This is a genomic window from Hahella sp. CR1 (assembly GCF_029813005.1).
In the GTDB taxonomy this organism is placed as follows: Bacteria; Pseudomonadota; Gammaproteobacteria; order Pseudomonadales; family Oleiphilaceae; genus Hahella.
The window spans coordinates 1-18,433 of the sequence record NZ_JAPELK010000013.1 but is presented as its reverse complement, the minus strand read 5'-3'; the positions used below and the strand labels follow the sequence as shown (position 1 = coordinate 18,433).

At 53.8% G+C, this 18,433-nt stretch carries 17 protein-coding genes and 1 pseudogene; 15 read left to right on the top strand and 3 right to left on the bottom strand.

Annotated elements, in window-relative coordinates; translation table 11 throughout:
• Positions 1-73: 73 nt before the first annotated feature.
• Genes ONV78_RS25405 through ONV78_RS25395 form a run of 3 tightly spaced genes read left to right on the top strand, consistent with a single transcriptional unit; the run spans position 74 to position 2,841 of the window.
• Positions 74-259 carry a DUF2065 domain-containing protein gene (locus ONV78_RS25405; protein WP_279507225.1) on the top strand — a complete coding sequence of 62 codons (186 nt, stop codon included), beginning with the start codon at positions 74-76 and terminating at the stop codon, positions 257-259.
• A gap of 46 nt (positions 260-305) precedes the next feature.
• Positions 306-1,529: an ATP phosphoribosyltransferase regulatory subunit gene (locus ONV78_RS25400; protein ID WP_279507224.1), complete on the top strand. Its 1,224-nt coding sequence runs from the start codon at positions 306-308 to the stop codon at positions 1,527-1,529.
• 13 nt (positions 1,530-1,542) lie between these two features.
• Positions 1,543-2,841, top strand: a complete 1,299-nt coding sequence (locus ONV78_RS25395) for an adenylosuccinate synthase (RefSeq protein WP_279507223.1) — start codon at positions 1,543-1,545, stop codon at positions 2,839-2,841.
• A 74-nt stretch (positions 2,842-2,915) separates the two neighbouring features.
• On the opposite strand, the gene ONV78_RS25390 is transcribed toward ONV78_RS25395, so the two are convergent.
• Positions 2,916-3,371: a hypothetical protein gene (locus tag ONV78_RS25390; RefSeq protein ID WP_127968942.1), complete on the bottom strand. Its 456-nt coding sequence runs from the start codon at positions 3,369-3,371 to the stop codon at positions 2,916-2,918.
• Between the two features lie 204 nt (positions 3,372-3,575).
• Here ONV78_RS25390 and ONV78_RS25385 point away from each other — a divergent pair, with 204 nt between their 5' ends.
• The gene (locus ONV78_RS25385) at positions 3,576-4,787 is read left to right on the top strand and encodes a saccharopine dehydrogenase NADP-binding domain-containing protein (RefSeq protein ID WP_279507222.1); all 1,212 of its coding nucleotides are present in this window, start codon (positions 3,576-3,578) and stop codon (positions 4,785-4,787) included.
• On the opposite strand, the gene ONV78_RS25380 is transcribed toward ONV78_RS25385, so the two are convergent.
• The gene (locus tag ONV78_RS25380) at positions 4,756-5,703 is read right to left on the bottom strand and encodes a DMT family transporter (protein WP_279507221.1); all 948 of its coding nucleotides are present in this window, start codon (positions 5,701-5,703) and stop codon (positions 4,756-4,758) included. The two genes, ONV78_RS25385 and ONV78_RS25380, sit on opposite strands and share 32 nt — an antisense overlap.
• Before the next feature lie 154 nt (positions 5,704-5,857).
• Here ONV78_RS25380 and ONV78_RS25375 point away from each other — a divergent pair, with 154 nt between their 5' ends.
• A complete protein-coding gene (locus ONV78_RS25375) occupies positions 5,858-6,970 on the top strand; it encodes an NAD(P)/FAD-dependent oxidoreductase (protein ID WP_279507219.1) in 1,113 nt (370 codons plus the stop codon).
• Between the two features lie 5 nt (positions 6,971-6,975).
• Here the strand turns inward: ONV78_RS25375 and ONV78_RS25370 are convergent, their stop codons facing one another.
• Positions 6,976-7,527, bottom strand: a complete 552-nt coding sequence (locus tag ONV78_RS25370) for a ComF family protein (protein WP_279507218.1) — start codon at positions 7,525-7,527, stop codon at positions 6,976-6,978.
• Between the two features lie 274 nt (positions 7,528-7,801).
• Between ONV78_RS25370 and bioB the strand changes: the two genes are divergently transcribed.
• From bioB to ONV78_RS25320, 10 genes and pseudogenes are all read left to right on the top strand, one after another.
• Positions 7,802-8,878, top strand: a complete 1,077-nt coding sequence (gene bioB, locus ONV78_RS25365) for a biotin synthase BioB (protein WP_279507217.1) — start codon at positions 7,802-7,804, stop codon at positions 8,876-8,878.
• Positions 8,879-8,883: 5 nt separating this feature from the next.
• Positions 8,884-10,074, top strand: a complete 1,191-nt coding sequence (gene bioF, locus ONV78_RS25360) for an 8-amino-7-oxononanoate synthase (RefSeq protein ID WP_279507216.1) — start codon at positions 8,884-8,886, stop codon at positions 10,072-10,074.
• The gene (locus tag ONV78_RS25355; protein ID WP_279507215.1) at positions 10,067-10,774 is read left to right on the top strand and encodes an alpha/beta fold hydrolase; all 708 of its coding nucleotides are present in this window, start codon (positions 10,067-10,069) and stop codon (positions 10,772-10,774) included. Before bioF ends, ONV78_RS25355 begins: the two co-directional genes overlap by 8 nt.
• A gap of 88 nt (positions 10,775-10,862) precedes the next feature.
• Positions 10,863-11,633 (top strand): malonyl-ACP O-methyltransferase BioC, encoded by a 771-nt coding sequence (gene bioC / locus ONV78_RS25350; protein ID WP_279507214.1) that lies wholly within the window; start codon positions 10,863-10,865, stop codon positions 11,631-11,633.
• 3 nt (positions 11,634-11,636) lie between these two features.
• Positions 11,637-12,323, top strand: coding sequence for a dethiobiotin synthase (bioD, locus tag ONV78_RS25345; protein WP_279507213.1), 687 nt, complete (start codon positions 11,637-11,639; stop codon positions 12,321-12,323).
• A 128-nt stretch (positions 12,324-12,451) separates the two neighbouring features.
• On the top strand, positions 12,452-12,700 hold the full coding sequence (locus ONV78_RS25340) for a flagellar biosynthesis protein FlgE (RefSeq protein ID WP_216735089.1): 249 nt from the start codon (positions 12,452-12,454) through the stop codon (positions 12,698-12,700).
• Positions 12,701-12,747: 47 nt separating this feature from the next.
• Positions 12,748-13,728 (top strand): putative metalloprotease CJM1_0395 family protein, encoded by a 981-nt coding sequence (locus ONV78_RS25335; protein WP_279507212.1) that lies wholly within the window; start codon positions 12,748-12,750, stop codon positions 13,726-13,728.
• A 376-nt stretch (positions 13,729-14,104) separates the two neighbouring features.
• Positions 14,105-15,904, top strand: a complete 1,800-nt coding sequence (locus ONV78_RS25330) for an acyl-CoA dehydrogenase C-terminal domain-containing protein (protein ID WP_279507211.1) — start codon at positions 14,105-14,107, stop codon at positions 15,902-15,904.
• Positions 15,905-16,065: 161 nt separating this feature from the next.
• Positions 16,066-17,856 (top strand): acyl-CoA dehydrogenase C-terminal domain-containing protein, encoded by a 1,791-nt coding sequence (locus ONV78_RS25325; RefSeq protein WP_216735086.1) that lies wholly within the window; start codon positions 16,066-16,068, stop codon positions 17,854-17,856.
• A gap of 108 nt (positions 17,857-17,964) precedes the next feature.
• Positions 17,965-18,433, top strand: a pseudogene (locus ONV78_RS25320) (IS3 family transposase); the annotation flags it as partial.

Here is an 18,433-nt window from a genome sequence, read left to right as displayed (position 1 = left end):
GGCAACTGTATATATTTTGTGTGGCTTTGCGCCCTGATTTGAGCGATGCAAAGCGAGGCGATGAGGGATCCCAATGTGGCGGGAACTGGGAATTGCGCTCTGTCTGATGTTGGTATTGGAAGGCGTCCTTCCTTTTCTGTATCCGCGACGCTGGCGAAACATGGTGGTCAGGTTGGCGCAGGTCGATGATGGAACCATGCGGCTGGCTGGTCTTGTAAGCATGCTTGTGGGGACCGCCCTTTTATACCTGATCAGGTAGTGATCTTCCGCTCACACAAAACGTTGCGCACCAAAAGGTGAAATGAATGTTTGGCGATACGCAGTCAATGTCCGAATCTGATTTATGGCTTCTCCCTGATGGCGTGGAAGAATTATTGCCGCCAGAGGCCAAACGCATTGAGGAACTGAGACGACAGTTGCTGGACCTGTACCACTCTTGGGGTTACGAAATGATCGTACCGCCCCTGTTGGAATTCCTGGACTCTCTGCTTATCGGCGTCGGGCGCGACCTGGAGCTGGAGATGTTCAAAGTGACGGATCAGCTTACTGGACGTCTTATGGGAATAAGAGCGGATATGACGCCCCAGGTGGCTCGTATAGACTCACGTCGATCCCATGATGTCGCCAGTCGATTCTGTTACATCGGCAGCGTTTTGCGCACAAAATCTCCCAGTATGTTTTCTTCGCGCACGCCAATTCAGACTGGGTGCGAGCTTTATGGCGTAGTGGGCTCAGCCGCCGATATTGAGATTATCTCTCTGATGCTGGAAACGCTGAATCTGGCTAAGATCAATCCGCTGCACATGGATATTGCTCACGTGGGCGTCTATCAGGCGATACTGGCGGAAGCGAAGCTTTCCAAGATTCAGTCTGATGAGTTGTTTGAGGCGTTGCGCAGGAAAGCGATTCCTGAAGTTGATGAGATTGCTGCGACTATCCCAGATCAAGCAATTCGTCAGAAAGTCATGGCGCTGCCGAGGCTGGCGGGCGGCAAAGAGAAAATGAAAGAAGCGCGCAGAATTTTTGCGGGCAATCCAGATATTGAATACGCGCTGGACGAAATGAGCCAGATCGCCGCAGTTATAGGCGAGCGTTACCCGGAAGTCGAGATTTACTTCGATTTCTGTGAAATGCGCGGCTACAAATATTACACCGGTCTGGTGTTCGCTGCATATACCGAAGGCCTGGGGCAGGCGGTGGCGAAAGGCGGGCGTTATGACGAAGTAGGGCGCGATTTCGGGCGGGGACGCCCTGCAATGGGCTTCAGCGTGGATTTGAAAGCTTTATACCGCATGGGCAAGCGCGAATGGGCGCAGCCAGCGGGCGCTATTTTAGCTCCAAACGGTCAGGATGCAGAGTTATGGGAGCTGATCAGGCAGTTGCGGCGGAGCAACAGAGTTATACAACTGATGCCCGGTGAGGAAGCCGGCCACTGGGCCTCCCACTGCGATCGCCAAATCGTACGGGACGAGTCGGGGCAATGGATCGTAACGCCCTTAACCGAATTCAATCCTAATCAAGTTAAATAGAGATTTAATCATCATGGGCAAAAATGTGGTCATTCTCGGCACTCAATGGGGTGACGAGGGCAAAGGTAAGATTGTGGATCTGCTGACGGAAGAAGTCGCTGCGGTGGCTCGATTCCAAGGCGGGCACAACGCCGGGCACACTTTGGTGATAGACGGACAGAAAACCGTTCTGCACCTGATTCCCTCTGGGATTTTGCGCAGCAATGTCGCCTGCCTTATCGGTAATGGCGTGGTGTTGGCGCCGGATGCGTTGCTGTCCGAGATCAAGACCCTGGAAGATAAAGGCGTACCTGTTCGTCAACGTCTGTTCCTGAGCCCTGCATGTCCTCTGATTCTGCCTTACCACAAGGCGCTGGATTTGGCGCGGGAAGAGCGTTTAGGCGCAGCGAAAATTGGCACGACTGGCCGGGGCATTGGTCCCGCCTATGAAGACAAAGTGGCGCGTCGCGGCGTGCGTCTTGGCGATTTGGCGAAGCCTGAGCGTTTTGCTGAGAAGCTGAAGGAAATCATGCAGTATCAGAACTTTGTTCTGGAGCACTACTACAAGGTCGCTCCGATCGATTATCAGAAAACACTCGACGAAACGCTGAAAATGGCGGAAGAGTTGCTGCCGATGATGGCGGACGTCACCGACATGCTGCATGAGTTCAGAAAGCGCGGCGAGAATGTCCTATTTGAAGGCGCTCAGGGTTCCTTGCTGGATATCGATCTGGGCACATATCCCTTCGTTACTTCATCCAATACCACTGCGGGCGGTACTGCGACTGGTAGCGGTTTTGGTCCGATGTATCTGGATTATGTGTTGGGCATCACCAAGGCTTATGCAACGCGCGTAGGCTCAGGCCCATTCCCGACAGAACTGTTCGATGACGTTGGCGCTTATTTGGCGAAGAAAGGCAATGAGTTTGGCGCAACGACTGGTCGTCCTCGTCGTTGTGGCTGGTTTGATGCGGTTGCTCTGCGCCACGCTATCCAAATCAACAGTGTTTCTGGAATCTGTCTGACTAAGCTGGACGTTCTGGATGGTCTGGATGTTGTGAAAGTGTGCGTTGGTTATCGCACTGCGGATGGCGTTGAAATTACGCGTCCGCCAATCGATTGCGAAGCGTTTGGTGCAGTGGAGCCAGTTTACGAAGAGCTGCCAGGCTGGAAAGAGAGCACTTTTGGCGTTAAGCGTGTAGAGGATCTACCCAAGAACGCGCAAGACTATATCGCCTTCCTGGAGAAGCAGATTGAAGCGCCAATCGATGTTATTTCCACGGGCCCGGATCGTAATGAGACGATCACATTGAGACATCCTTTCTCAGCATAATTCAAAGGGGCGCTTAGCCCCTTTTTGCGAGATATAAAAAAACGCCCCATCTGGGGCGTTTTTCGTATGCGTGCCTAGTTGGCGTTGGCGTCAGCCATGGGAGAAGCGGCGTCAGGGCCTTTCATTTCAAAAGGTATGCCCTGAACTCGAAGCCAATTTTCATCAAGCTCCCACCGAACAAAGTCGAAAGCTTCATTCTTCAACACAAGATCCTGCGCATAAGCCTGCATTCTGGCGAAATCTTTTTCCGCCTGTAGCAAGGCGCGTGAGTTGTCCCTCTCGTCTTTTAGCTCTGGGAACACAATGCGCAACGCTTTCGATAGCGTTTTCTGGTTGGAATGCAGAGTGCCCATGACGGCGACGCGGCCATCTTTCTCTATGACCCTGAAATGATAGGGGTACTTTGAAAGTACGGGGTCTTCTTTGAGTTCGTCGTTTATGAAAACTATCTCCAGGCTGCCGTATAAAATCCATAATACAAACAGCGCCGATACCAGCATCACTATGGCAAATTGTTTTTTATCCGACATGTCGGTAATTCTATTCCAAGTTTCATTAGCGTTAAGCCCCCGGATTGTCTGTTGTTTTACCTTGGGCGGGGGGTATTATAACCGGATTATTAATGTATGTATTTGCATTCGGGTGAGAATTGACGGATTCTCGCGTCCTAGGTCGAACGGCTTATTAACGCGTGGCGCTAGGCATACTGTCAAGTCGGTACAAGGATATTCCACATGGCGAACAAGAAAATTTATGACTTGGTTCTATTTGGTGCGACGGGATACACAGGAGAGTTGACCGCCGAGTATCTGGCGAGGGCGATGATGCGGGAGGACTTCGTTTGGGCGATTGCCGGACGCAGTCTGGAAAAGCTGGAGCGATTAAAGAAGCGCCTGTGCTCTGTCAATCCTGATGTGCGTAGTCGTCTGCATGTGATTCAGGCGGATATCGAAGATCAGGCCAGTCTGGATGCGATGGCGAAAGACGCGAAAGCGGTGATCAATACTGTCGGCCCTTATATCAAGTTCGGCGAGCCTGTGATCAAGGCTTGTGTTACCCAGGGCGCAGATTACGCAGACCTCACAGGAGAGCCTGAGTTCGTAGACGCCATGATCAGTCAATACGATGAGGTCGCCAAGCACAATAAAGTCCGAATCGTAAACTGTTGTGGCTTTGACAGTATTCCCCATGACCTGGGCGCCTATTATACGGTGACTGAGTTAACCCAGGGCGTGTCTGCAGACGTATTGGCCGCCAACCCCGTTAAGCTGGAAGGGTTTGTCCGCGCTGGCGGCGCTTTTTCCGGCGGAACCTGGCATTCCGCCGTGCATGCATTTTCGAGAGCACGGCAGGCGCGGGCTGATAAGCGCAATAAACCTCATAAGTCAGAATCTCCCCGTAAAGTCGGCAGTGTGGGTTTCAGTCTGCGCTTTCGCAAGGACATCAACGCTTGGGCATGTCCTTTCCCTACCATTGACCCACAAGTGGTGAAGCGCAGCGCCAGGGCGCTTGAGCAGTATGGTCAGGAGTTCAAATATGGCCATTATATCCAGGTGAAGAAGCTGCCCCGGGTTATCGCAGGCGCAGCGTTTGTCGGCGGCGTATTTGCGTTGGCTCAACTCAAGCCTACGCGTAATTGGCTTTTAAGCCTTAAGCCCGCAGGGCAGGGGCCCACGCCTGAACAGCGCAGCAGGGGCTGGTTTAAGGTGGTGTTTATTGGTTCCTGTGATGGTCGTCAGATAAAGACGCAAGTCAGCGGCGGCGACCCAGGGTATGGAGAAACCTCAAAAATGTTGGCGGAAAGCGGTTTGTGCCTGGCGCTTGATCGGCGCAAATTGCCGAAATCATACGGCGTGATCACCCCGGTCATGGCGATGGGGCGTCCATTGATGGATCGATTGCAGCAAAGAGGCGTCAAGTTCGAGGTTTTGGAATCGGCGGCTTGACGCTTTTGCCCATATCCTGAGAGAGCCATAATCCAGCCAAAATCGCTCCACCGCCGATAAGGTGGTAGCTTTCTGGATGCTCGCCAAGAAACGGGATGGATAACAGGGCGGTGAGCAGTGGCGTCAAATAAGCGAATAAAGCGGCGGTGCTGGGAGATGTTTTAGTGACGCCGTAGTTCCACAGCAGGTATGCGCAGAGCGACGGGAATATCGCGACGTAGGCGATAACCGCCGCCAAGTCATAGCTCCACTCAAATCCGCCTTTTAAATGGTGCTCCAAAGCGTAAAAGGGCAGGATCATCGGTAGCCCCAATCCCAGCAAAATAGCGAACAAGTCGAAGCCTGGGATGGGAATGGCCCATTTTCTCAACAACACTGAATACAGTGACCAAATAACCATCGCCGCCGCCATGATGCTGTCGCCAGCGTTCATCTGCAAAGAGAGCAGGGCGCTTGGCTCTCCATGCAGTATTACGTATAACGCGCCGAGGAAGGCGAACAACACGCCGACCCCGCTTTTAAGAGTCAGGTGCTGACCAAGCAAAGGCATCGCTAAAACCAGGGTGGCTACCGGCAACAGCGAGTTCACTAGCGTGATATTGAGCGCAGAAGTGAATTGCGCGGAGGTATACAGCAATGAGTTATAGGTCGCCACGCCAAGAAAAGCGAGCACGCTTATCTTAAGCCAATGCTGCTTTATAGTGTTTTTATGGCGAAGGAACGCCCGCAAAATAAATGGTGAGATAAGGAGCGCGCAAACCAGCCAGCGATGGAAAGACAGCGCCAGCGGAGGGATGCTGTCATTAAAACCTCGCGCCACCAAAGCATTGCCCGCCCAAAATAAGGATGTTCCCGCCAATCCTAAGTAAGGCGCTATTCGGAAAAAGAGTGAATCAGAGGCATTGACGTCGCTCACTGCGCGGGTCCTTTTGAGTTGCTGGCAAGGCGGGAGAACGCCGGGCCCTGCTATTAGGGCTTCCGGGGCCTCCAATTCTAGGATAAATTCTATCTGCTCGGCCAATTTTTCCGTTTATATCAATCATTAAGCAGATGAGAACGACGAACTTGTTATGGAGCTTTTTGAAACATCCATTGTTGTGATTGGCGCTGGCGTCGTGGGGCTAAGCGTAGCCAAAGCGTTGGCTGAAGGTGGGCGGGATGTGCTTCTGCTGGAGCGCGAGAGTCTAGTTGGTTCCGGCATATCATCTCGCAATAGTGAAGTGATTCATGCTGGCATCTACTATCCGCAGGGCAGCCTGAAAGCTGAAACTTGCGTAAGAGGTAAGGCGCTGTTGTATGAATACTGCGCTTCCCGGGGGATACCTCATAAGCGTTGCGGAAAGCTCATTGTTGCAACCCATCCCGAACAGATGGATGCCCTGCAGCAAATTTATGAGGCGGCTGCGGCCAATGGCGTGACGGACTTACAGTGGTTGACCCAGGCTCAAGCCTTGGCGATGGAGCCAGAGCTAAGATCAGTTGGCGCACTGCATTCTCCTTCCACCGGCATTATCGACAGCCATCAGTATATGTTGTCCTTGCAGGGTGATTTTGAGCGAGCGGGTGGAATGGCAGCACTTAATGCGCCTCTGTTGGGCGGGCGTATTGATAAGGGCTGCGTTACCTTGAGCATTGGCGGCGCGGCGCCCTGTCTGGTGCGGGCGGAAGTCGTTGTGAATTGCGCTGGATTGGATGCGATGGGGGTGCTCGCCAATGTGGAGGGCTATCCACTGGCTGGAATTCCGTCTATCTATTTCGCCAAAGGGAGCTACTTTTCGCTATCGGGGCGAAGTCCTTTTCAGCGCTTGATATACCCTGTGCCGGAAGATGGCGGGCTGGGCGTGCATTTGACTTTGGATATCGGAGGACAAGCGCGATTCGGTCCGGATGTCGAGTGGATAGATAAGCCGGAGTTCAGTGTAGACCCGCAACGGATGGCTAAGTTCGCCCAGGCTATACGCAATTACTGGCCTGCATTGCCAGAGGATAAGCTGCAGCTGGCGTATGCGGGCGTTCGCCCCAAGTTGTCGCCGCAAGGCGCGCGCGCAGAGGACTTTGTTATCGACACGCCCGAACAAAATGGCGTTGCAGGCTGGTATAACCTGTTCGGCATTGAGTCGCCCGGATTGACTGCCTCGCTTGCACTGGCGGAGGTGGTGGCGAAGCGAGTATTAAATGGTTAAGGGGCTCAATCCATTGAGCGTCTTGCAATACTGAAAACGTAAACCTCAAGCGCACCGGCTTGTTTTAGCGTGCGCGCCAGCTCATCCACCGTGCTGCCTGTAGTGACGACATCGTCAATAATAATCAGCGGTTGTTGAGGGAGTTTGGATGACACTGCAAAGCCATTCTTCACGTTGCTGCGCCTGTTTTTTCGATTCAGTCCGGTTTGAGGCGGAGACGCCTTTATCCTCTTGCACAGCTTATTGCTGAACGCTACATCGGCATAGCGGGCCAGACTTCGCGCCAGCAGTTCCGCTTGATTGAATCCGCGTTTACGCTGCTTGCTCTTATGCATAGGAACCGGTACCAGCACGGGGGCTGAAATGTGCGCGCAGGCTTGTTCAAACGCAGGGAGAGCCGCCTGTGCGAGCGCCCTGGCCCAATATCGTTTATCGCCATACTTCAACTGTCCAATGACTTGATTCAATGGGAAGGAATAGTCGAAAGCGCTGGTGCTGGCGTCGAAGTACGGTGGTTGACGAAGACAGCGTCCGCAAGGGGCTGTATCGGGGGCCACCCGACTGATTCCGCAACGGGGGCAGGGGTGTTTTGGGGCTGTTAAATCTGCGGCGCAGGCGGAGCAAATATGAGTGGCGCACCCCGTTTCAAGGCAAAGCAGACAATGCTTTAGTTGTAAGCCGTTAACCTTTTCTCTGAGAAAGGTTGACAGCTTTTTGGCCCGGCTTATTATGTCTTCCATGAACTTCTCTCGTTTTTGGGTCCACATTCCTGTGTCGAGGCGGATTATATCTCAGGCCCCGGCTAGTTTTGTATAACAGCAAGAGTTTGATATGACAGCAACCATGCAATCACCCATCCGCCATGACTGGTCTCTGGAAGAAGTCGAAGCTCTCTTCGCTATGCCTTTCAATGACTTACTATTTCAGGCGCAAGTCATGCACAGGCAGAACTTCGATCCGAATGAAGTGCAGGTCAGCACTCTGCTTTCCATCAAGACCGGCTCTTGCCCTGAAGACTGTAAATACTGCCCTCAAAGCGGCCACTACAACACAGGGCTTGAGAAAGAGAAGCTGCTGGAAGTGGAAAAGGTGGTGAACGAAGCTAAGGCCGCCAAAGAAAAAGGCGCCAGCCGTTTTTGTATGGGAGCGGCTTGGAGGAATCCTCGCGCCAAAGACATGCCTTATGTCCTTGAGATGGTCAAACAGGTTAAATCTCTGGGGATGGAAACCTGCATGACTCTGGGCATGCTGACGGCGGATCAGGCGTTGGAGCTTGCTGGCGCAGGTTTGGATTACTACAACCATAACCTGGATACCTCTGAGAATTACTACGGTGAGATTATCACCACGCGTACTTACTCCGATCGTCTGGAAACGCTGCAAAACGTCAGAGACGCCGGTATGAAAGTCTGCTGCGGCGGCATAATGGGCATGGGTGAAAGCGCCCGCGATCGCGCTGCTTTGCTCGCCCAGCTGGCGAACTTGCCCAGCCACCCTGAAAGTGTTCCGATCAATATGCTGGTCAAAGTGCAAGGTACGCCTCTCGAAGTGCAGGAGGACATAGATCCTTTCGATTTCATTCGCACTATCGCTGTTGCGCGGATTCTCATGCCCAAGTCTCACGTGCGTTTGTCCGCAGGGCGTGAGGATATGAATGAGCAGATGCAGGCGATGTGCTTCCTGGCTGGCGCCAATTCTATTTTCTATGGCGAGAAACTGCTGACTACGCCTAATCCCGAAGCAGATAAGGATATGATGCTGTTCAAGAAACTGGGCATTCGTCCTGAGCAGCGCGAACAAGCGCATTCGGAAGATCAGCAGGAAGCGTATCTGCATGACGCTATTCAGGCGCATGACCAGCAACAACGCATGGAAAGCATGTTCTACGACGCGACAAAAACTGCGTAAACATCATGTCTAAATGGGGGCATCTTGCGCGGACGCTGGCGGCGCGGAAACAGCAGGACCTTTATCGCAGCCGCTTGACGATAGACAGCCCACAAGCGCCTCGGGTCATGATTGAGGGGCGAGAGTACCTCGCCTTCTGCAGCAATGATTATTTAGGGCTGGCCAATGACCCGCGCGTCATCGCCGCCGCACAGCAGGCTCTGAATGAGTATGGCCTTGGCGGCGGCGCGTCCCACCTCGTTATTGGTCACCATCGCGCTCATTATGAGCTGGAGTTGGATCTGGCCGAGTTCACTGGGCGTGATCGCGCCTTGTTATTTTCAACCGGTTATATGGCTAACCTTGGCGTGGCGTCTGCACTGTTGGGCAGGGGCGACTACGTCATTGAGGACAAGCTCAACCATGCTTCGCTATTGGATGCGGGGATTTTGTCCGGCGCAAAGCTGTTGCGCTATCGCCATGCGGACTCTGAGCATCTGGCGTCGCGGTTGGATGAGGCGCGCGACAGTCGGGCCTTGGTGATTACGGACGGCGTATTCAGCATGGACGGCGATGTTGCTCCGTTAGACGACATAGCCCCGATATGCCATAGCAAAGACTCCATGCTGATGGTGGATGACGCGCACGGCTTTGGCGTTCTGGGCGCCAACGGCGGAGGCTGTGCTGAGCATTTTGGGTTGAACCAGAGCGATGTACCAATACTGATGGGAACTCTCGGCAAGTCCTATGGCGCTGCCGGAGCCTTTGTCGCTGGCTCGGAAGAACTTATTGAAACATTGGTGCAATTCGCCAGAACCTATATTTACACCACTTCCACGCCCCCGGCGGTCGCGGCTGCGGCGCGTGTCAGCTTGCGTATCAGTCGGGAAGAATCCTGGCGTCGCGAGCGATTGAATGAATTGGTGGCGCGCTTCCGTAAAGAAGCCGCGGGAATGGGTTATCAGCTGGCGGCCTCTTCCACTCCGATACAACCCATTTTCATTGGCGACGCGGCTACAGCAATGGAGCTGAGTCAGGCGTTACGCAAAGAAGGCATTTTGATAACGGCAATTCGTCCTCCAACGGTTCCGGCAAACACATCGCGACTGCGCGTGACCTTTAGCGCCGCTCATACGGACGATGACCTGAGCCAATTATTGGAAGTCCTCCATAAATATCGTGGCGCCGCCAATATCGCTGGAGCGGTGAATGCTTGACGGACGCTTTGATTCGGTTCATCTGATTGGCGGCTGGGCGCAGCCGCAGTCGGCGCTTGAGCCACTGGCGCAGGCATTTAGCGGTGCTTCAGCCGTTACGACCTGGACGCTGAGTGATTCGTATGCAGCGCTTGCACCACGGCTATCCGCCCAGTGGAATGAACGAACCCTTATCGTGGGGTGGTCGTTAGGAGGCTCTTTGGCGATTCGCAGATTGGCTGAGGATGGCCGGAAGGTGGCGGGTTTAGCGTTGGTGGCTAGCAATCCATTTTTTCCTGGTGACAATAGTTGGCTTGGCGTCGGCCTTGAATTGCTCGACAGCTTCGCGGAAGACTTGAAGGCGGATCGTGGACGCTTACTGAGGCGCTTTAATCTGTTGCAGACCCAAGGCGCAGCGGCGGCGCGAGCCCAGGCTCGGCAGACTTTAGGCTTCGCCTCTGAGATTGAGTCTTGGTCGGATCAACAGTTGAGCGCATCTCTAGAGTGGTTGCGGAGCTGGGACCTGCGTGATGAATTGGCATGCCTTGATATCCCGGTCGTTCATTTTCTAGGGGAGGCGGACGCGATTGCCCCAGTAGAACTGGCGCAACCTCTTCAGCAAAACTACCCCGCCCACCGAGTGAAAATAATCGGTGGCATGAGCCATTTCCCTGATGCAGAGGCAAGCCGCTTCATTGCGGAATGTCTGCAGTCAGGATGAAAAAGCGTGGACCAACTCGATGAATCATGCAGTAACGTTTAAATCCATAGTGTCGACTTCCTCTCTTGCAGATTTGGAGCGTGGCGTCATGGATAAATCCAAAGTGGCTGAGTCGTTTAGCGCCGCGGCTGCGACCTATGACCATCTGGCCGGCATGCAGAAAGAGGTAGGCGAAAGCCTGGTGTCGCTCAGTCGAGAAAGTTCTTCGCAGGATATTATCGATGTGGGGTGTGGTACGGGATGGCTGACTCACCGCCTGAAAAACAGCTTTCCGGAAGCGAGATTGTGCGCCTATGACTTATCCCCAGGGATGATTGAGTACGCCCGCGCGCATCACGATGGCGTGGCGGCGCTTTGGGCTGTCGCTGATATGGAATCGCTGCCTGTGGCGGACGCAAGCCAGGACCTTGTGTTCAGCAATATGGCGATGCAGTGGCTGGATGACCCCCGTGTTTGGTTTGCTGAAGTGAGCAGAGTATTACGGCCGGGAGGGCGTCTGATTTGCTCCACATTGCTGACGCAGACCTTGTTTGAGCTGGATCAGGCATGGGCTGGAGTGGATGGAGATCGGCACGTCAATCGTTTTCTGAGCGCGGAACAGGTCGCTGAGGCGGCGGTTTCCTGCGGTCTACAAGGAGAATGTCGAGAATCCCTGCATGTGCGTTTTCATGACTCCGCACTCGGTGTTATGAAAGAGCTTAAAGGCATTGGCGCCCACAATATTCAATCGGAGCGCCCGCGAGGCCTGACTGGCAAGCGACGGCTGCGGCAGGTGATTGAAAACTATGAAAAATGCAGACAGGAACAAGGGGTGCCCGCCACCTATCATGTTGGGGTCTGCGTATATAGCAGGATCTAATTCATGGCGAAGACTTTTTTTGTAACAGGGACGGACACGGAGGTTGGCAAGACCTTTGTCTCCGCTGCGTTGCTGCATGCGGCTGGGGTCCAGGGGAAGCGCACGCTGGGCTTGAAGCCGGTTGCATCCGGTTGCGAGCAGACCCCTGATGGGCTGCGAAATGAAGACGCACTGGCGTTGCTGCGGTACGCTACAGTGAAGCTTCCGTATGCTCAGGTAAATCCCATTGCTCTAGAGCCTGCGATAGCGCCTCATATCGCCGCGCAGCAGGCGGGGCGCACATTGTCCGCTCCTCGATTGGCCGGGCTGTGTCGCGGCGCGTTAATGACGCCTCATGACTTTTCTTTGGTGGAGGGCGCGGGCGGTTGGTTGACGCCGTTGAATCCGCGTGAATATTTAAGCGACCTCGCCGCCATGTTGGATATTCCTGTCATTCTTGTGGTGGGTATGCGTTTAGGTTGCATCAATCACGCTTTACTGACTGTGGAGGCGCTGCGCGGCCGACGCTTGAGGTTGGCGGGGTGGGTGGCGAATCAGTTGTCAGCGGAAGCCATGCCTCAACTGGCGGATAACCTTGAAACCTTGAGCGCCAGAATTTCTGCGCCCTGCCTGGGTGTGGTTCCCAGAGCGGAAGCGCCGGATAGTCCCAATGTTCAAGCCTCCCTGCGGTTGGCGTCCTTGTTTGATTGATGCACGAGCAAGCCAGAAGTTACGTTCGGGTTGTGACTTCGTGAAGAAATTTTGCAGCTGGTTGAAAATTGATCGGATTGGTGGGTACAATCAAAACTGAATCAGTCTGATCGCCGAGTGGTAATGCGATGATTTCAAGCGTTTTGCAAAGTGGTGTGCAAGGTGTAAAGCAAAATCTCCAGGGAATGGAAAAAGCGGCGACTGAAATCGCCAAAGTAGGTCAGCCCGCCGAAGAGTCTGGCGAGCTGCGTACAGTCGACGATGTCGTAGAGTCCATCGTGGATCTTAAGCTGTACGAAAATGGCGTTAAAGCTTCGGCGAAAGTCATTAAAAGCGCCGACGAAACCCTGGGAACGCTACTGGATATCAAAGCCTGAGTAGTTGCGGCCGCGACAAGGCTTAGCGAGGTGAACGGGAGCATAAGGTGCAGGTAGCCGGAGCGGGACAACCCGCCATCAGTTCTGTTACCCCATACTCGCCTCCCACGAAGGTGAGCAGCTCTGCTGTCGCTATTTCAGACCTGGAATCCACTCTGCCTCCGGTCCAGCCATTGGAACCGAGTGCGCCTTCTTCCTCCTCCAACTCTTTTCCTACAGTTATCTATAACCGCTTTGCGCAGACCTCAAGCGTTACGCCTCAGATAGTTCAGCCTGCCACTACGGAGGCGGATGGAGCGGTGGTTACGGGTCAGGAAGCTCCTGCCGTAGAGGTTGCGCCTGTAACGCAAAATGGAAATGGCGGAGACGCGATTGAAGGTGTAATTGAAGGGGGGTCTGGAGCTGCCCAGGAAGGGGGCGGTGACGGTGGGGCGCCTGCTGCGCCGAGTCAGACCGAGCAGCCCAAGCGGTCGGCTTCCAGTGACTCTGGGGGTGGACTGAGTGAAAGTGATTTAGCGGCAATCTCCCAATTGTCGCAACGGGATCTTGAGGTGCGGCAGCATGAGCAGGCGCATGTCGCTGTTGGCGGTCTCTATGCGGGGGCTCCACAATATTCCTACTCGCGTGGACCTGATGGGCGCTCATACGCCGTTGGCGGCGAAGTGCCTATTGACGTGTCGTCAGTACCCGGTAATCCCGAGGCGACGATAAGGAAGATGGAGCAGGTCCGAAGGGCGGCGCTGGCTCCGGCGGAACCTTCGTCTCAGGATCGGTCTGTCGCAGCGCGTGCGACTCAGGCCATTTTGCAGGCGCGCTCTGAGCTTGTGCAGCAGCAGTCGGATGGACGCGCGGAGTTACGGGCTGAGCAACAACAGGAGCGTGAGCAGCGGCAGCAGGAAGAGGAAAGCCGCGGTTCTTCCAGCGAGCGTGAAAGCGAAGCCATTCGCACCTATCTTGACCTGATCCGCATTGGGCAGGCTTTCGAGCAGGGACTGCAACCCAGCATTCAATTGGACGAAGTGATCTAGACCCTCTTTACTGATTCTTAACCTTGCCGAGCGCTTGTTTGCGCCGCTTAGGCAAAGGCTGTTACTTACAAAATTTTACTCATTTATCAATTCCTGTCTTGTGTTTCTTTCTGTTTTTGGCTGTTATTAACCTTTTGTTTTTAAAGGATTTAAAATTCAATGGTAAGTATTGTTGCGTACCCTTCGATGAATGGCTATTAAAAATTGGAACTTTAACTCTAATCGTTCTTGACAATCCCCGTAAGCAAACGTATGTTTCAAACACTTGTTTGATATATCGGTGAGTATTGTGGCTCGCTGTGAAAAAAATCCAGAACATGGAATAAAAAGGTGGCGGCCTCGTGTTGCTGCGCCGAGTAGAGATTGAGGTAAACTTATGCCGGAATATAAAGCTCCTTTACGCGATATCAGGTTTGTGATGGATGAACTGCTGAATGTGCAGTCTCATTACAGGGAATTACCGAGTGCGGAAATGACGACCCCAGACATGGTGGACGCAATAATCCAGGAAGGAGCAAAGTTCTGTGAGCAGGTCCTGTCTCCCCTTAATCGGGTGGGAGACGAGGAAGGTTGTACATGGAGTGAAGACGGCGTAACCACACCTACCGGTTTCAAAGAAGCTTATAAGCAATACGTGGAAGGCGGCTGGCCTTCAATGACTGCGCCAGAAGATTTCGGCGGCCAAGGCCTGCCAGAGTCTCTCGGTCTGGTTATGAGTGAAATGGTTGGCTCATCCAACTGGGCTTGGGGTATGTATCCCGGCTTGAGCCATGGCGCGGTGAACACCGTTATTTTGCACGGCTCTGAAGCGCAGAAAGCGGCGTACCTGCCCAAACTGGTGAGCGGCGAGTGGACTGGCACCATGTGCCTGACCGAGCCGCACTGTGGCTCTGACCTGGGTATTCTGCGCTCAAAAGCTGAGCCTAATGCCGACGGCAGCTACAGCATCACTGGAACCAAGATTTTTATTTCCGCTGGCGAACATGACATGGCGGAAAACATCGTTCATATCTGTTTGGCGCGTTTACCAGACGCTCCGCAAGGCACCAAAGGCATTTCTCTGTTCATCGTTCCCAAGTTCCTGGTGAATGAAGACGGTAGCCTGGGAGAGCGTAACAGCGTTACTTGCGGTTCTATCGAACATAAAATGGGCATTCATGGCAACTCTACGTGCGTCATGAACTTCGACGGCGCCAAAGGTTATCTGATCGGTCCAGAGAACAAAGGCTTGGCGTGCATGTTCACATTTATGAACTTTGCTCGTCTGGGAACCGCTATTCAAGGTCTGAGCGCGTCTGAGCTGTCCTTCCAGGGCGCTTTGACCTATGCGAAAGACCGTTTGGCGATGCGTTCTTTGTCTGGCGTGAAGAATCCGAATGGTCCTGCCGACCCTATCATCGTGCACCCTGACGTACGTCGCATGTTGTTGACGCAAAAGGCGTTTACGGAAGGTTCACGCGCACTGATTTATTATACCGCAGTGCAAGGCGATTTCGTTCACCACGGTGCGACTGAAGAAGTTCGCAACGAAGCGGATGAACTGATGGGCTTCCTGACTCCTATCGCCAAAGCCTTCCTGACCGAAATCGGTTATGAATCCGCTAACTTGGGTATGCAGGTTTATGGCGGCCACGGCTTTATTTCCGAGTGGGGAATGGAGCAAATCGTGCGCGATACGCGTATCGCGTTGATGTACGAGGGCACCACTGGTATTCAGGCGCTTGATCTGCTGGGTCGTAAAATTCTGATGACTCAGGGCGAATCTCTAAAGCGCTTCACCAAACTGGTTCACGTGTTCTGTAAAGAACAGGCGGAAAATGCGGAGATGAACGAGTTCGTCGAGCCGTTGGCCAAGCTGAATAAAGAGTGGGGCGACCTCACTATGAAGATTGGTATGGCGGCGATGAAGAATCGCGATGAAGTGGGCGGCGCCTCTGTGGACTACTTGATGTATTCCGGTTACGCCGTGCTGGCGTATTTCTGGGCGCGCATGGCGCTGGTGGCGCAGCAGAAGCTTGCGGAAGGGACCACTGAAACTGGCTTCTATACGGCGAAACTGCAAACTGCGCGTTTCTACTTTAAGCGCATCCTGCCTCGCACTCTGTCTCATGCACAGTCCGCACTCAACGGCGCTAACTGCATGATGGATATGGAAGTGGAAAACTTTGCGTTCTGATTCCGTATAGGGACAAAATAAGCCCGCTGTTGCGGGCTTTTTTACATACCGATGCGAACCGGTATGTAGCCGGATTCGTAATAGCCAGATAATAGCGCGACAATAAGCACAAACAGAAAGACATTCATTCAGACAAAGCGATTTAGCTCGAGGGAGTAACCATGGCTGATTATTCTGCGCCGCTTCGTGACATGCAGTTTCTACTCAAAGAAGTGTTTGAGGCCGATAAACTTTGGCTCAGCTTGCCGGGTGCGCGCGACACGGTTGACCCGGATACTGCGGACGCCATATTGGAAGAGGCCGCCAAAATAGCGTCTTCCTTGCTGGCGCCTCTCAACCGGAGCGGAGATGAAGAAGGTTGCCAATGGAATGAGGGAGTAGTGACAACGCCAAAGGGCTTCAAGGAGGCTTATAACACCTTTATCGAAGGTGGTTGGTGTGGGTTGGGCGGTAATCCTGACTTCGGCGGCATGGGCATGCCGAAGATGCTGGGCGCCCAGGTAGAAGAGATGGTGCAATCCGCGAACATTTCTTTTGGCTTGTATCCTATGTTGACGGCGGGCGCATGTTTGGCGATTGACGCGCACGCAAGCGAAGAGCTTAAGCAGACTTATCTGCCTAATTTATATTCCGGCGTATGGGCTGGCTCCATGTGTCTGACCGAGCCGCACTCCGGTACGGACCTTGGCATCATCAGAACCAAGGCTGAACCTAATGGCGACGGTTCCTACGCAATCAGCGGTACTAAGATATTCATTACCGGCGGAGAGCATGATCTGAGTGAAAACATCATTCACTTGGTGTTGGCGAAATTGCCTGACGCTCCAGCGGGCTCAAGAGGTATTTCTCTGTTCCTGGTGCCTAAATTCAAGGTGACGGAAGACGGCGGCTCAGGCGAGCGCAATGCGGTGTCTTGTGGTTCAATCGAGCACAAGATGGGCATAAAAGCCTCGGCTACCTGTGTCATGAACTTTGATGGCGCACAAGGCTGGTTGGTCGGCGAACCGAATAAAGGCTTGGCCTGCATGTTCACCATGATGAACTACGAACGTCTGGGCGTTGGCGTACAAGGCCTAGCGGCGGCGGAGCGCTCATATCAAAACGCGGTTGAGTATGCGAAAGACCGTATTCAGGGGCGCGCCGCCACCGGTGTGGTCGCCAAGGAAAAAGCGGCTGATCCTATTATTGTGCATCCAGATGTGCGTCGGATGTTAATGACCATGCGCGCTCTGATTGAAGGCGGCCGAGCGTTTTCCACCTATGTGGCGAAGTATCTGGATATCTCCAAGTACTCTGACGACGCCGCTGCGAAGCAGCACGCTGAAGCGATGGTGGCTCTGTTGACGCCAGTCGCCAAGGCGTTTTTGACGGATCGCGGCCTGGATAGCACCGTACTTGGTCAGCAGGTGTTTGGCGGTCACGGCTATATTCGCGAGTGGGGCCAGGAACAACTGGTGCGCGATGTGCGCATTGCGCAGATCTACGAAGGTACTAACGGCATCCAGGCGCTCGACCTGATGGGGCGTAAAGTCGCGATGAACGACGGTAAATTCGTCGAGCTGTACGCTGGCGAAGTGGCCGACTTTATTGAAGCTAACCGTGATCGCAGCGACCTGCAGGAGTTTATAGAGCCGCTGGCGGGTGTCCTTGAGCGTCTATCAGATGTGACGGAGTATGTGCTGGAGACGGTTACGCAAGACCCTAACGCTGTCGGCGCGGCCAGTGTTGAGTACCTGGATCTGTTCGGCTACGTCGCACTTGCGCACGTTTGGGCGATGATGGCGAAAGTGGCGATTGAGAAACAAGTCGGCGATAGCTCTGGTTTCTATGACGCCAAGCTGAAAACCGCTCGCTTTTACTTTCGTCGACTTCTGCCGCGTACAGTCTCTTTGGCTGAGTCTATCAAGTCCGGTAGCGGCGATATGATGGCGCTGGATGTAGAGCAGTTCTAAGTTGCTCTGAGGAATAGCCTGAAAAGCCCGCATTGCGGGCTTTTTTTGTGGCGGTGACCCGTCCTGAATAGAGTTGACACATTCCAGCCCTAACTTTGGGAGAATGTGATGAATCAGCGAGTTAAGCGAACACAACGGGACTACACTCTGACTTTTAAACAGGCGGTGGTGGATCAGGTCGAAGGCGGAGAACTGACTTATAAACAGGCTCAGACCCGCTACGGTATCCAAGGCCGTTCGACGGTGCTAACGTGGTTGCGTCGATATGGCAGCCAGGACTGGAGTCCTGGCGTCACCTCCCACCGTGTGAACAGGAGTCCCACCATGCCGAAGTCCCCACCTACCCCGGAACAGCGGATCAAGGAGCTTGAGGAGAAGCTGCGTCTGGCCGAACAGAAAGCTGAGTTCTTCGAAGCGATTGTCGATGTGATGGAGAAGGATTACGGGGTGTTCGTAAAAAAGCGGCCCGGCAAGTCCTCAAGCAAGAACACGGAGCCGGATTGACCGTCAGCAGGGCGTGTCGTCTCTTGGGGATTAGCCGGCAAGCTTGGTATCAGGCGGAACGAGCGCAGCGAGT

Excerpts from the sequence above, each read along its gene's own strand:
- ONV78_RS25325 (WP_216735086.1), top strand. The coding sequence starts at position 16,066 with ATGGCTGATTATTCTGCGCCGCTTCGTGACATGCAGTTTCTACTCAAA.
- bioD (WP_279507213.1), top strand. The coding sequence starts at position 11,637 with ATGGCGAAGACTTTTTTTGTAACAGGGACGGACACGGAGGTTGGCAAG.
- ONV78_RS25395 (WP_279507223.1), top strand. The coding sequence starts at position 1,543 with ATGGGCAAAAATGTGGTCATTCTCGGCACTCAATGGGGTGACGAGGGC.
- ONV78_RS25340 (WP_216735089.1), top strand. The coding sequence starts at position 12,452 with ATGATTTCAAGCGTTTTGCAAAGTGGTGTGCAAGGTGTAAAGCAAAAT.
- bioB (WP_279507217.1), top strand. The coding sequence starts at position 7,802 with ATGACAGCAACCATGCAATCACCCATCCGCCATGACTGGTCTCTGGAA.
- ONV78_RS25405 (WP_279507225.1), top strand. The coding sequence starts at position 74 with ATGTGGCGGGAACTGGGAATTGCGCTCTGTCTGATGTTGGTATTGGAA.
- ONV78_RS25375 (WP_279507219.1), top strand. The coding sequence starts at position 5,858 with ATGGAGCTTTTTGAAACATCCATTGTTGTGATTGGCGCTGGCGTCGTG.
- ONV78_RS25330 (WP_279507211.1), top strand. The coding sequence starts at position 14,105 with ATGCCGGAATATAAAGCTCCTTTACGCGATATCAGGTTTGTGATGGAT.
- bioC (WP_279507214.1), top strand. The coding sequence starts at position 10,863 with ATGGATAAATCCAAAGTGGCTGAGTCGTTTAGCGCCGCGGCTGCGACC.
- ONV78_RS25385 (WP_279507222.1), top strand. The coding sequence starts at position 3,576 with ATGGCGAACAAGAAAATTTATGACTTGGTTCTATTTGGTGCGACGGGA.
- ONV78_RS25355 (WP_279507215.1), top strand. The coding sequence starts at position 10,067 with ATGCTTGACGGACGCTTTGATTCGGTTCATCTGATTGGCGGCTGGGCG.
- bioF (WP_279507216.1), top strand. The coding sequence starts at position 8,884 with ATGTCTAAATGGGGGCATCTTGCGCGGACGCTGGCGGCGCGGAAACAG.
- ONV78_RS25390 (WP_127968942.1), bottom strand. The coding sequence starts at position 3,371 with ATGTCGGATAAAAAACAATTTGCCATAGTGATGCTGGTATCGGCGCTG.
- ONV78_RS25400 (WP_279507224.1), top strand. The coding sequence starts at position 306 with ATGTTTGGCGATACGCAGTCAATGTCCGAATCTGATTTATGGCTTCTC.